Origin of the sequence: Nocardia sp. NPDC056100 (assembly GCF_042266325.1) — a bacterium.
Classification (GTDB): domain Bacteria; phylum Actinomycetota; class Actinomycetes; order Mycobacteriales; family Mycobacteriaceae; genus Nocardia.
The window spans coordinates 773,163-785,785 of sequence record NZ_JBHJVY010000003.1; the positions used below are offsets into that span (position 1 = coordinate 773,163).

General features: G+C 68.2%; 11 protein-coding genes. 10 read left to right on the top strand and 1 reads right to left on the bottom strand.

Translation table 11 applies throughout. From position 1 onward, the window contains the following. The 4 genes from ACFC0O_RS25730 to ACFC0O_RS25745 all read left to right on the top strand — a co-directional run bounded on the left by ACFC0O_RS25730 (position 1) and on the right by ACFC0O_RS25745 (position 3,798). A complete protein-coding gene (locus tag ACFC0O_RS25730; RefSeq protein WP_375962008.1) occupies positions 1 to 1,365 on the top strand; it encodes an NtaA/DmoA family FMN-dependent monooxygenase in 1,365 nt (454 codons plus the stop codon). Next, positions 1,362 to 2,198 carry a DUF1684 domain-containing protein gene (locus tag ACFC0O_RS25735; RefSeq protein WP_375962010.1) on the top strand — a complete coding sequence of 279 codons (837 nt, stop codon included), beginning with the start codon at positions 1,362 to 1,364 and terminating at the stop codon, positions 2,196 to 2,198. Before ACFC0O_RS25730 ends, ACFC0O_RS25735 begins: the two co-directional genes overlap by 4 nt. Then, positions 2,195 to 3,328: an LLM class flavin-dependent oxidoreductase gene (locus tag ACFC0O_RS25740; protein ID WP_375962013.1), complete on the top strand. Its 1,134-nt coding sequence runs from the start codon at positions 2,195 to 2,197 to the stop codon at positions 3,326 to 3,328. The genes ACFC0O_RS25735 and ACFC0O_RS25740 overlap by 4 nt, the downstream gene beginning before the upstream one ends. A gap of 230 nt (positions 3,329 to 3,558) precedes the next feature. Continuing rightward, a complete protein-coding gene (locus ACFC0O_RS25745) occupies positions 3,559 to 3,798 on the top strand; it encodes a hypothetical protein (RefSeq protein ID WP_364637322.1) in 240 nt (79 codons plus the stop codon). A 103-nt stretch (positions 3,799 to 3,901) separates the two neighbouring features. On the opposite strand, the gene ACFC0O_RS25750 is transcribed toward ACFC0O_RS25745, so the two are convergent. Further along, the gene (locus ACFC0O_RS25750) at positions 3,902 to 5,176 is read right to left on the bottom strand and encodes an ROK family protein (protein WP_364637324.1); all 1,275 of its coding nucleotides are present in this window, start codon (positions 5,174 to 5,176) and stop codon (positions 3,902 to 3,904) included. A 558-nt stretch (positions 5,177 to 5,734) separates the two neighbouring features. Here ACFC0O_RS25750 and ACFC0O_RS25755 point away from each other — a divergent pair. The 6 genes from ACFC0O_RS25755 to ACFC0O_RS25780 all read left to right on the top strand — a co-directional run bounded on the left by ACFC0O_RS25755 (position 5,735) and on the right by ACFC0O_RS25780 (position 12,620). Further along, positions 5,735 to 6,502 carry a GntR family transcriptional regulator gene (locus tag ACFC0O_RS25755; protein WP_364637326.1) on the top strand — a complete coding sequence of 256 codons (768 nt, stop codon included), beginning with the start codon at positions 5,735 to 5,737 and terminating at the stop codon, positions 6,500 to 6,502. Then, positions 6,502 to 6,729, top strand: a complete 228-nt coding sequence (locus ACFC0O_RS25760) for a ferredoxin family protein (RefSeq protein WP_067574315.1) — start codon at positions 6,502 to 6,504, stop codon at positions 6,727 to 6,729. The genes ACFC0O_RS25755 and ACFC0O_RS25760 overlap by 1 nt, the downstream gene beginning before the upstream one ends. Before the next feature lie 10 nt (positions 6,730 to 6,739). Then, positions 6,740 to 8,176 carry an ABC transporter substrate-binding protein gene (locus ACFC0O_RS25765; protein ID WP_375962016.1) on the top strand — a complete coding sequence of 479 codons (1,437 nt, stop codon included), beginning with the start codon at positions 6,740 to 6,742 and terminating at the stop codon, positions 8,174 to 8,176. Positions 8,177 to 8,304: 128 nt separating this feature from the next. Then, positions 8,305 to 9,117, top strand: coding sequence for an ABC transporter permease (locus tag ACFC0O_RS25770; RefSeq protein WP_375962019.1), 813 nt, complete (start codon positions 8,305 to 8,307; stop codon positions 9,115 to 9,117). Beyond that, positions 9,114 to 9,866, top strand: coding sequence for an ABC transporter ATP-binding protein (locus ACFC0O_RS25775; RefSeq protein WP_375962021.1), 753 nt, complete (start codon positions 9,114 to 9,116; stop codon positions 9,864 to 9,866). Before ACFC0O_RS25770 ends, ACFC0O_RS25775 begins: the two co-directional genes overlap by 4 nt. A 42-nt stretch (positions 9,867 to 9,908) precedes the next feature. Continuing rightward, positions 9,909 to 12,620: a fumarate reductase/succinate dehydrogenase flavoprotein subunit gene (locus ACFC0O_RS25780; RefSeq protein WP_375962023.1), complete on the top strand. Its 2,712-nt coding sequence runs from the start codon at positions 9,909 to 9,911 to the stop codon at positions 12,618 to 12,620. The last annotated feature ends 3 nt before the right edge of the window (positions 12,621 to 12,623 follow it).

Sequence of the window (12,623 nt, forward strand, 5' to 3'; positions counted from 1 at the left end):
ATGCCGGAACAGCGGATACGTAAGCAGATCCACCTCGCCGCCCACTTCCCGGGCGTCAACCACAACACGGTGTGGACCGACCCGAAGTCGGGCAGTCAGATCGATTTCGACTCCTTCGTACACCTGGCGCGCACCGCCGAACGCGGCCTGTTCGACTTCTTCTTCCTGGCCGAGGGCCTGCGCCTGCGGGAACAGCGCGGCCGCATCCACGATCTGGACGTGGTGGGACGGCCGGACACCTTCACGGTGCTCAACGCGCTCGCGGCGGTCACCACGCATCTCGGGCTCGCGGGCACCATCAACACCACCTATAACGAACCCTTCGAACTGGCACGGCAATTCGCATCGCTGGATCATCTGTCCGGCGGTCGCGCGGCCTGGAACGCGGTCACCTCCTCGGACGCCTTCACCGGCGAGAACTTCCGGCGCGGCGGCTATCTGGAGCACGCCAAGCGGTACACCCGCGCCAACGAGGTGATCGAGGCGACCCGTGCGCTCTGGGACAGCTGGCCCGCCGACGCCCTCGTGGTGGATCGCGAGCGCGGCGTCTTCGCCCAGCCCGCACCCCGGGTGCGCTTCAGCAGCGATCAATTCGATATCGACGGCGACTACGTGCTGCCGCGCAGTCCACAGGGCTATCCCGTGCAGATCCAGGCCGGAGACTCCGATGACGGTCGCGAATTCGCCGCCGCCAAGGCCGATGTCATCTTCAGCGCGCACGGCGAGCTCGAGGACGGGCAGCGCTTCTACACCGACGTCAAGGATCGCCTGGCCAAATACGGCCGCGCCCGCGACGATCTGAAGATCCTGCCCGCCGCCGGATTCGTGCTCGGCGACACCACCGAGGAAGCCGCGGCGAACGCCAAACGCATTCGCCGCCAACAGGTCACCCCGCAGACCGCGATCGCGTTCCTGGAGCAGGTGTGGGGCCGTGACCTGTCCGAATACGATCCCGAGGGCCCGCTGCCCGATATCGATCCGGTCGACAATGCCGACATCACCCGCGGCCGGGTGCGGCATGCCAAGGATCCGCGCGCGGTGGCCGAAGCCTGGCGCGCCAAGGCGGCGGCCGAGCACCTCAGCATTCGCGATCTGATCATCGAGACCACCGCCCGTCAGCAGTTCGTCGGCACGCCCCGCGAGGTCGCGGTGGCCATCGATCACTACGTGCAGAGCGATGCCGCCGACGGTTTCGTGCTGGTCCCGCACCTCACCCCCACCGGCCTCGACGAATTCGTCGACAAGGTGATCCCCGAACTCCAGGAACTCGGCAGCTTCCGCACCGAGTACACCGGCCCCACCCTGCGCGACCACCTCGGTCTGCGCCACCCGCACCGCAGCACCGAAGGAGTACGCGCGTCATGACCGCCATCGTCACCGAATTCGAACAGCAGTGGGCCACCTGGCAATCCGAGCGGGATGCCTGGGCGCGGCAGCCCCTGGGCTGGCTCAGCCTCACCGGACTGCACTGGCTCGGCAATGCCGACGAGACCGTGCCGGGGCTGCCGGGCCGCTGGCGCGCGGATGCCGAAAACGTCTACGTCACAGCGGAATCCGACACCGTGGACCCGGCGGGGGAGGGCGTGGCGACACCTCTGACCCGCGACGGCGCGGTGCTGTCCGGCAGCACCGTCCTCACACCCGGTGAAGGCGCGCCCGGCCTCGAAGTGCGCCACGGCGATCGGCTCATCGAAGTCATCCGCCGCAGTGGGCAATTCGCGCTGCGCGTGCACGATCCGGCCGCACCGTCCCTGGCGGCGTTCACCGCGATCCCGGCCTACGCGCCCGATCCGCGCTGGGTGGTCACCGGCCGGTTCACCCCCTTCGAGGTGGCGCGCGTGGTCACCACCGGCGCGGTCGTGGCGGGCCTGGAACACCACCATGTCGCCACCGGCACGGTCACTTTCGAGCTGGACGGGACCGAACACACGCTGGTCGTGTTCGGCAACCAGACCTCCGGCCTGCACCTGCTCTTCACCGACGGCACCAGCGGCGTCACCACCTACGGCGGTGCGCGCCGCCTCGATCTGCCGCGCCCGGCCGCCGACGACACCCTCACCATCGACTTCAACCGCACGGCGAACCTGCCCTGCGCCTTCACCGATTACGCGACCTGCCCGGTCGCCCCGCCGGAGAACCGTCTCCGGGTGGAAATCACGGCGGGCGAACAGGATCCGCGCAAGGGGCAGGCGCTATGACCACTCCGCTCTCGGTCCTGGACCTCTCGCCGATCAGTGCGGGCTCGGACGCCCGGCAGGCGCTGCGCAACACCATCGATCTGGCCCGGCAGGCCGAACGCTGGGGCTACCGGCGCTTCTGGATCGCCGAACACCATTTCGTGAATGTGGCCAGCTCGGCATCCACCACCCTGATCGGCCTCATCGCCGCCGCCACCGAATCCATTCGGGTCGGCACGGCGGCGGTACAACTGGGGCACCACACCTCCGCCGCCGTGGTGGAGGCGTTCGGCACGGTCGACGCGCTGTACCCGGGCCGCCTGGATCTGGGTCTGGGCCGCTCCGGTCATCGTGGCGCACAGATCCGTTCCGCCGGGGTGCCGCCGATGCCGAAGCAGGACCGGCGCACCGAGGTGCGCGACGGTGTGGTGCTGCCGCCGCCCTTCAATCCGGGGCAGCTGCTCGACACCTCCCGTATCGCAGCGGGTTTGGAGGCGCTCAGTCTGCCGGGCGCGCAACCGCTGCCGTATACCGAACAGGTACAGCAGATTCGGGACTTGCTGGCGGGCACCTATACGGCCAGCGATGGCGTGCACCTGCGTGCGTTCCCCGGTGAGGGCGCGGATGTGCAGCTGTGGCTGTTCGGCAGCAGCGGCGGTGAAAGCGCCCAGCTCGCAGGCGAATTGGGGCTCCCGTTCGCGGCGAACTATCACGTGTCACCGGGCACCATCATCGAGACGGTGGAGGCGTATCGCGCCGCTTTCCGTCCCTCCGAACGCTTCCCGCGCCCCTACCTGGTGGTGTCGGCGGATGTCGTGGTGGCGGAAGACGATGCGACCGCGCGGCACCTGGCCTCCAGCTACGGGCACTGGGTCTACAGCATTCGCAGCGGGGCCGGGGCGGCCGAGTACCTCGATCCCGCCACCGCTCCGGAGCTCTCGGATCATCAGCGCCGCCTGATCGATGACCGGGTCGCCACCCAGTTCGTCGGTTCACCGGGTTCGGTGGCCGAACGGCTGCGCGCCCTGCAACAACTCACCGGTGCGGACGAACTCGTGATCACCAGCGTCACTCACGATCACGCGGATCGCCTGAATTCGCACCGCCTGCTTGCCCGCGAATGGGGGTTGACCCACGTTCGCGCGGCGTGAATCCGCCGCCGCTCGCGAGCGAACGGGGACTCCGTGAGCGAGCGGCGCGGGAAAACCGCATCTGCGCCCTAGGGCCAACCCGCAGATGTGGTCGTCGAGCCGGGCCCGGACCGTGGACCGTCCGGGCCCGGCTCTTCCATGTTTCGAAACCTCTTGTGCCAGTCATGAAATGGTCACGATGCGACCTATTGAATGTGGTGCAGAGGTCATCGAACGATAGGAAAACCCCCATGAAGAAGACTCTCGCCGTCACCGCCCTCGCGCTCGCCGCCGCCGGACTGGGCGCGGGTGTGGCGCACGCCGAGGAGCTCCAGGTCGACGGCAGCTACGGCTCCGTGCAGGCCTGCGACGCCGACGGTTCCAACGGCAGCTTCCAGGCCGGTGGCGTCAACCTGCGCGGTGAGGACGGCTGGCGCTACCGCTGCGATCAGGGCAACGACGGTCTCTGGTACATGACCATCTTCCGCTGATCCGCCGCCGCCCGACGGGCGTGGGCGAGCCTGAAAGGGCTTGCGGGACAAAGGAAAACGCCCGGCTGGGGACCATCCAGCCGGGCGTTTTCGGGTCGGTGGGTCAGCGAGCGGTGCGGGTGGCGCGGCGCATGGCCGAGACCGGATCGGCGTAGAACACGCTCAGCGAGGTGACCGCCGCCGCGAACTCCTGCACCCGGCCGCCGAAACGGCTGATGCGCAGATCCGCCGCCGGGAGCGTGGTGCTCTCCGCGAAAGCCTGTGCCACCCGCTCCATTCCGGGGCGGTAGCCGGTGAAAGCCTGACCGCCCAGCACGACTCGATCCGGGTTGAACATATCCCGCACCAGAGCCGCTGTGCGCCCGAGGATTTCGGCCCGCTCCAGCAGCAGATCCTTGGCCGCGGCCGAACCCGAATCCGCGGCCCGGTACAGATCGGTGATCACCGGGCGGCGCGGCGCCTCCGGCTTGGGCAGTACGCCGCGGCGCACCGCGCGCTCCAGGAAGAAGCGCTCACCGATGGTCGCCTCCAAGCAACCCTTACGGCCGCAGGTGCAATCGGCGTCCGAACCGGTCGGCAGATGCGCGATGGAACCCGGGCCGTTGGCGGGCGTGTGCACCCGATCATGCAGTGTCACAGCCACACCCGCGGTTTCCCGCGCGTAGATGTACAGGCTGGAACCTGGTCGCTGACCCTCACCCGGCTCGCGCCCGGCCAGCAGCAGTTCCGCGGCGGCCATGGCCTCCACGTGCGCGGACACCGACACCGGCAGATCCAGCACGCTGCTGAACACCGCCGCCACCGGCGCGGCCTGCCAGCCCAGGCGCGGATGATCCACCACACCGGCGGCCGGATCGACCCGGCCGGCCAGCGCCACACCGGTCCACAGCGGACGACGGCGCGGCAGTCGATCCAGGAAAGCCTTGGCACTGCGGGCCACTATGGTCAGCGCCGCGTCCTGACCCGTTTGGGGAGTGGCGATTTCGAGCCCGCCCAGAATCCGGCCGGACAGATCCGCTGCCACGATGCGGGTGAGCGTGGAACCGATGTGCACACCGAGCGTCACGAACGAATCGGTATCCACCTCGAACGGGACGCGGGGACGGCCGACCGCGCCGGAGGCGGTCAGATCGGCGCGCTCACGCAGCAGTCCGGCCGTAAGCAGCGCCGACACTTGGCGATTCACGGTCGCGATGCTCAAACCCGTGCTCTGCGCGGCGATATCGCGGAAGATCGGGCCGCGTGCGGCGGCCCGCAGCACGGCCGCGGCGGGGTTGTCGGTAATGCGCAGCTCCGGCGGCACCGCGGGGCGGGCCGGGGCCAGGCGAGCGGTGGCGACGGTGCCGTGGGTACGTTTTTCAAGGGTGGGGCTGGTCATAATATGAAGTCCTTGCCGCGGTCCCGGCCCGGAAAAGGGGGGACGAGTGCCTACATGAAGAGATTCAGCGGTGCAGCGAGGAGGCCCGGACCCGGGAGCGAATCACGAAGGATTCGAGGCCGATCGGGGAATCAGAGCTCGGCTGCCTAGAAGCAGCGACAACAAAGTTCGCGTTGGCGAGGCAGCCGAACACCGAGCGCCACGGTCACATACGTGACCCGTGCGGCAGCGGTGCGATTGGCGGACATGGGTACAAAGTTAACATCCCGCTCAGGGCGAACGGAATCCGTTCTCCCATATCTCGAGAAATGAGTGCCTGCTCACTCCACCTCGTCGCGCCCGCGAGCACAGGTATTCCGATCACCGTGATTACAAGACTCAGCTGGTCGGAGCGGGGTGGCGCAATAGCCCTCCGAGCGCGGATCGCGGCAGGCCGGGCGCATGCGCGGGCGGCGCAAATCCGCAGGCCATGCCGGGCGGCGTGAAGCGCTCGAGCGGTACCCTCCGGCGTCCCCGTTAAAGTCTGAAACCGCTGGTCAATGGCGGAAAGGAGATGACGTGACGCCGGAACCCACACCGCTGCGCACCCCCGCCCGCCGGGCCGATCGAGCCCGCCAGGTGGCCGATATCGTGCGCCAGCAGATTCACGCCGGGGCGATCGAGGATTCACTGCCCACCGAGCAGGAACTGGCCGCCGAATTCACGGTCTCGCGCAACACCGTGCGCGACGCCCTCGCCCTCCTGAAGGATGAGGGGCTGATCGAGCGCGCGCCCAAGATCGGCACGCACGTCGCACGCCGCAAATACGACCACGGGCTGGACGCGCTGCTCGGGTTGAAGGAAACCCTGCGCGGCCACGGTGACGTGCGCAATGAGGTGCGCGCCGCCACCCGCACCACCCCGCCCCCGGCGGTTGCCCGCAAATTGCGGCTCGCGCCGGGCGAACCCGCCGTATATATCGAGCGGCTGCGCTGGTTCGGTGATCTGCCTCTCAGTCTCGATCTCACCTACCTCGTCCCGGATATCGGCGATGAGGTCATCACCCGCGATCTGGAGACGAACGACGTGTTCGCGCTCATCGAACAGATCAGCGGCGGCCCGCTCGGCTCCGCCGACCTGGCCCTGGAAGCCATTACCGCCGACACCCATTCGGCAGCGACCCTGCAAATGCCCGAGGGCGGCGCCCTGCTGTTGCTGGAACGCCTCACCAAACTCGACGACGGCCGCCCCGTCGACCTCGAATACATCCGGATGCGCGGCGACCGGATCACCATGCGCGGCAGCCTCACCCGGCCGCCCGAACGCACCGATTGGAGGCTGACCTGATGGCACTGGTCAATCAGCGCGCCGACGTCCCCGTCACCATCGACGAATCCCTGTGTATCCAGGGCTGCACGCTCTGCGTGGAGATCTGCCCGCTCGACTCGCTGGCCATCAACCCGGAAAACGGTAAGGCCTTCATGCACGTGGACGAGTGCTGGTACTGCGGCCCGTGCGCCGCGCGCTGTCCCACCGGCGCCGTCACCGTCAATATGCCCTACCTGCTCCGCTGAAGGACCACGCATGAAGCACCACCGCATCGCCCGTCTCGCCGCCGCCGCGGTCGCCGCCGCCATCGCGCTCACCGCGTCCGGCTGCTCGCTGGAATCCTCCGGTGACGGCGATACCGTCAAGGTCGTCATCGGCTACCAGTCCAAGACCATCAATACCGTCACCGCCGGAACCCTGTTGAAGGCCAAGGGATTCCTGGAGCAGCGGCTCAACGACCTGTCGGCGCACGGCGGGCCCAAGTATTCGGTGGAATGGCAGGACTACGACACCGGTGCGCCCATCACCGCGCAGATGGTGGCCGAGAAGATCGATATCGGCTCCATGGGCGATTACCCGCTGCTGATCAACGGTTCGCGCACGCAGGCCAATGAGCGGTCCCAGACCGAACTGGTCTCGATCACCGGGTACAACCCCAAGGGTGCGCTGAATATGGTTGTGGTCGCGCCGGATTCGAAGGCGCAGACCATCAATGATCTCGCGGGGCAGAAGGTGTCGGCCAGCGTCGGCTCCGCCGGGCACGGCACCCTGGTGCAGGCGCTGACCCGCGCGCACATCGATCCCAAGACCGGGGTCGAGGTGCTCAACCAGCAGCCCCAGATCGGTTCCTCCGCACTGGAATCCGGTCAGGTGGCGGCGCTGTCGCAGTTCGTGGCCTGGCCCGGACTGCTGGTATTCCAGAACAAGGCCAAGCTCCTCTACGACGGTGCGGAGCTGAACGTCCCGACCTTCCACGGCGTGGTGGCCCGTCGCGACTACGCGAAACAGCACCCGGAGGTGCTCGATGCCTTCCTGCGCGCACAACTGGACGCGACCGATTTCATCCACAAGCAGCCCCTGGAAGCGGCCGAGCTCGTCGCCCAGGGCAGCGGCCTGCCTCAGGAGGTCGTGTACCTCTACAACGGGCCGGGCGGAACCTCCTTCGACACCACGCTGAAGCCGAAACTGCTCGACGCCTTCAAAGCCGATGTGCCGTACCTGAAGTCGATCGGTGACTTCGCCGACCTCGATATCGACAAGTTCGTCGACGACACCGCACTGCGCAAGGCCTTCCAGGAGAACGGTGCGAACTACGATGCAGCACTGGGTAATAACGCCAATCCCGCACCTGTGACCGGCACCGATCCGCTCACCAACCGCCCCGCCGACAACCCGGCCCTGGCCGGTGAGATCTGGTTCACCGATTCCGACACCACCCAGCCCGCCGCCGACCCGACCAGCCTGCTGCGCGCCATCAAACAGGCTCGCGCACAGGGCAAAACGGTCCGCGCCGCCTACGTCCCCGACGCCGAGCTCGGCACCCGCTGGTTCGCCGACAAGGCCATCTGGGTTCGCGACGGCGACACCTACCTGCCCTTCACCACCCCCGCCGCGGCCCAGCGCTACCTGACCCAGCACCCCTCGGGCGCGGTCGTGAGCTACGACCAGGCCATCACCGAGGTCCGGCAATGACCTCGCAGGCCGCCACCTCCGCCTCGGGCCAGACATCCCCCCGTCATCCCGGCACGCTTTTGGCCGGGATCCACGGCGACTCGAGCGAAAACGGTGGATCCCGGCCACAAACACGCCGGGATGACGAGGTGGGGAACGCTCGCGCGGGGCGGGCGATCCGGGTGGTGTGGACCTCCCGCCTGGTCAAGCTTCTCTCGGTGCTCGTGGCCATCGGGGCCTGGCAGTTCCTGACCGCCAATAACATTCGGCTCTGGGTGCGGTTCGATACGCTGCCGACCGTCACCGAGATCGTGCGGGCATTCCACAAGCAGCTGGGGACCGATACCTACTATCTCGACCTCGGGCAGTCGCTGATCCGCATCCTCACCGGATTCGGGCTCGCGGCGGTGTTCGGCGTGACACTCGGTGTGGCGCTGGGGCGTTCGCGCTGGATCGCGGACACCATCGGACCGCTCACCGAACTGGCCCGGCCGATTCCGGCCATCGCCGTTGTGCCCGTGGCGATTCTGCTCTTCCCGGATGACGAGGCCGGGATCGTATTCATCACCTTCCTGGCCGCGTTCTTCCCGGTCATGGTCTCCACCCGGCACGCGGTGCGCGCGCTGCCGACCATCTGGGAGGACTCGGTGCGCACGCTCGGCGGCAGCCGCTGGGATGTGCTGCTGCGAGTCGTATTGCCCGGCAGCCTGCCCGGCGTCTTCAGCGGGTTGTCCGTCGGCATCGGGGTGTCCTGGATCTGCGTGGTCTCCGCGGAGATGATCTCCGGCCGCCTCGGTGTGGGGTACCGCACCTGGCAGGCGTACACCATCGTCGACTACCCGGGCGTGTTCGTCGGCATCATCACCATCGGCGTGCTGGGGTATGGCACCTCCGCCGCCGTCGAACTCATCGGACGGCGGGTCACGCACTGGCTGCCGCGGGTACCGGAGGTGACCAAATGACCAGCGGTATGAGTCTGCGGGTGGAGGGAATCGACCTGTCCTACACCGGTGCGCCGGTGATCCGGGACCTGTCCCTGGAGGTCCGGCCGGGCGAGATCCTGATTCTCACGGGGCCGTCCGGCTGCGGTAAATCCACCGTGCTGCGCGCCCTCGCCGGACTGCTGCGACCCGATGCCGGGCAGGTGCTCGCCGACGGGACACCGGTCACCGGAACGAATCGGGATCGCGCCGTCGTCTTCCAGGACAACGCGCTATTGCCCTGGCGCACGGTGCGATCCAATATCGAGCTCGCGCTGAAACTGCGCGGGGAACCCCGCGCGGGCCGGAAGGCGCTGGCGGAGAAGTGGATCGAGGAGATCGGTCTCACCGGATTCGCCGACTTCCTGCCCAAGAGCCTGTCCGGCGGTATGCGACAGCGCGTTCAGCTCGCGCGCGGCCTGGCCGGTGCGCCCCGCTCGGTGCTCATGGACGAACCCTTCGGCGCGCTCGACTCACAGACCCGCGCCACCATGCAGCGCCTGCTGATCGACACCTGGCGCACCCACCCCACCACCCTGGTCTTCGTCACCCACGATGTGGACGAGGCGCTGCTGCTGGGTGACCGCGTCGCGGTCCTGGGCCGCGCCGGAGCACCCCTGCGCGCCCTGCTGGATGTGCCGCAACCGCGCGAACTCGGTGTGGACCGCACCGCGTTGCGCGCCGAAATCATTACCGCCCTGGATCATTCGGGCGATCTCGCCGCGCTCTGACGGCGACCCCGACCGATCCCCTCACGAATGTTGGTGTGCCTGATGGAGATTCCCGACCTCGCCGCGACCACCCGGCTCGACTGCGACGTCCTGGTCATCGGCGGCGGCACCGCGGGCACCATGGCCGCACTCACCGCCGCCGAACAGGGCGCGAACGTGCTGCTCATGGAGAAGGCACACGTGCGGCACTCCGGTGCGCTCGCCATGGGCATGGACGGCGTCAACAACGCCGTCATCCCGGGCAAGGCCGAACCCGAGGACTACGTCGCCGAGATCACCCGGGCGAATGACGGAATCGTCAACCAGCGCACCATCTATCAGACCGCCACCCGCGGCTTCGCCATGGTGCAGCGGCTCGAACGCTACGGCGTGAAATTCGAGAAGGACGCCTACGGTGAATACGCGGTCCGCCGCGTGCACCGCTCCGGGTCGTACGTGCTGCCCATGCCCGAGGGCAAGGATGTCAAGAAGGCGCTGTATCGCGTACTGCGGCAACGCAAGATGCGCGAGAAGATCCAGATCGAGAACCGGCTCATGCCGGTGCGCGTGCTCACCGAGAACGGGCGCGCGGTCGGCGCGGCCGCATTGAACACGCGCACGGGCGAATTCGTCGCCGTCGCCGCGAAAGCCGTTATCCTGGCGACCGGTCCGGCCGGACGCCTCGGACTGCCCGCCTCCGGCTACCTCTACGGCACCTACGAGAACCCCACCAACGCGGGCGACGGCTACGCCATGGCCTACCACGCGGGCGCGGAGCTCTCCGGTATCGAATGCTTCCAGATCAACCCGCTCATCAAGGATTACAACGGACCGGCCTGCGCGTACGTCGCGAATCCGTTCGGCGGCTACCAGGTCAACGCCCTCGGTGAGCGCTTCGTAGACTCCGATTACTGGTCCGGTCAGATGATGTCCGAGGTCAAGCGGGAGATCGAATCCGCGCGCGGGCCCATCTATCTCAAGGTCTCGCATCTGCCGACCGAAACCCTGGACGCGCTCGAAGGCATCCTGCACACCACCGAGCGGCCCACCCGCGGCACCTTCCACGCCAATCGCGGACACGACTACCGCACCCACGATATCGAGATGCACATCTCCGAAATCGGTTTGTGCAGTGGACATTCCGCCTCGGGCGTGTGGGTCGACGAGAACGCCCGCACCACCGTCCCCGGCCTCTACGCCGCCGGTGATCTGGCCTGCGTACCGCACAACTACATGATCGGGGCGTTCGTCTACGGCGACCTCGCGGGTTCGCACGCGGCGAGCACCCTCGCCGACACCCCGGCCCCCGCCGAACTGCCCGCCGACCAGCTGGCCGCCGCACACGAACTCGTCTACCGCCCGCTGCGCAATCCCGAAGGCCCGCCGCAGCAGCAGGTCGAGTACAAACTGCGCCGCTTCGTCAATGACTATGTGGCCCCGCCGAAGACGGCCACCAAACTCTCCCTCGCCATCGAGACCTTCGACCGGATGCTGGACGATATCGCCGCCATGGGCGCGCAGACCCCGCACGAGCTGATGCGCTGCGCCGAGGTGACCTTCATTCGCGACTGCGCGGAGATGGCCGCCCGCTCCTCGCTGACCCGCACCGAATCCCGCTGGGGCCTCTACCACGAACGCGCCGACCTCCCCGAGCGCGATGACGTCGAATGGCGCTACCACCTCAACCTCCGCAAGGCGGACGACGGCGAGATGGAATTCCTGAAGCGCCCCGTCGCACCGTATTTCGTCCCGGTTCCCGGCCTGGACGATCTGCCCACCGACGACCCCACCGTCATTCCGGTGCAACAGCCCGCCCTGATCGGCAGCCCGCCGAACCTGGCCACCGCGCCGATCACGCCTGGCACGGCTCCCGACGCGGTGACCCCAGCGAAAGCCCCTGTCGCCCCGCGTATCGCACTCCTGCTGAGCCTGGACGGCCCCACCGTCGAAGAACTCGAATCCTTCCTCGCCGATCCAGATCCCCAGGTGCGCGCCACCGCCCTCTCGGTGCTCACCGAGGGCACCCCGGACGGCTTCGACGCGCCACTCATCGCGGCGCTGGCCGACTCCGACTCGGCGGTACGCGGCAATGCCGTCGCCGGACTGCGGGAACTCGTCGAAATCCTGCCCGAGCGCAGTGGCGGCACCCTCGCCGAGCATGCCGATTCCCCGGACCCGGCGGTCCGCGCGACCGTGGTCGATCTGCTGCGCGCCCTGCGCGCCGGTTCGGTGGAACTATTCGCCAAGGCCGCCGTCGACCCCGATCATCGAGTTCGCATCGAGGCGATCAACGGTCTGGTGTCACTGGATGATTGGTCCACGCTGGCCACCGCCGCCCATGACGAGAACCGTGAGGTTCGCATTGTCGCCGCCAAGGGTTTGGCCACCATCGGCATCGGCGGCTTGGAAGCGGTTCGCGCCCTGCTCGCCGACCGCGATCCGCTCGTCCGGGCCGCAGCCCTGACCGCACTGGCCCGGCTCGGCAATGCCGATGACATCTCGACTCTGACTGTCGCCCTGAAGGATTCGGCCTGGCAGGTGCGCGAAGGCGCGGCGCGCGGGCTCCCGGCCGTCGGCGCGGACCTAGCCGCCGAACCGTTGAGCCTGGCGCTGGCCGATATCCATCCGGATATCCGCAAGGCGGCCGTGCTGACGCTCAGCAGCTGGCCCGAATCCACCGCCGCCCGCGATGCCCTGAACATCGCCCTGGACGACTCCGACGCCGACGTCCGCGCCTACGCCCGGCGCGCGCTCGCCGTTCATTCGGGAGCGTGACGG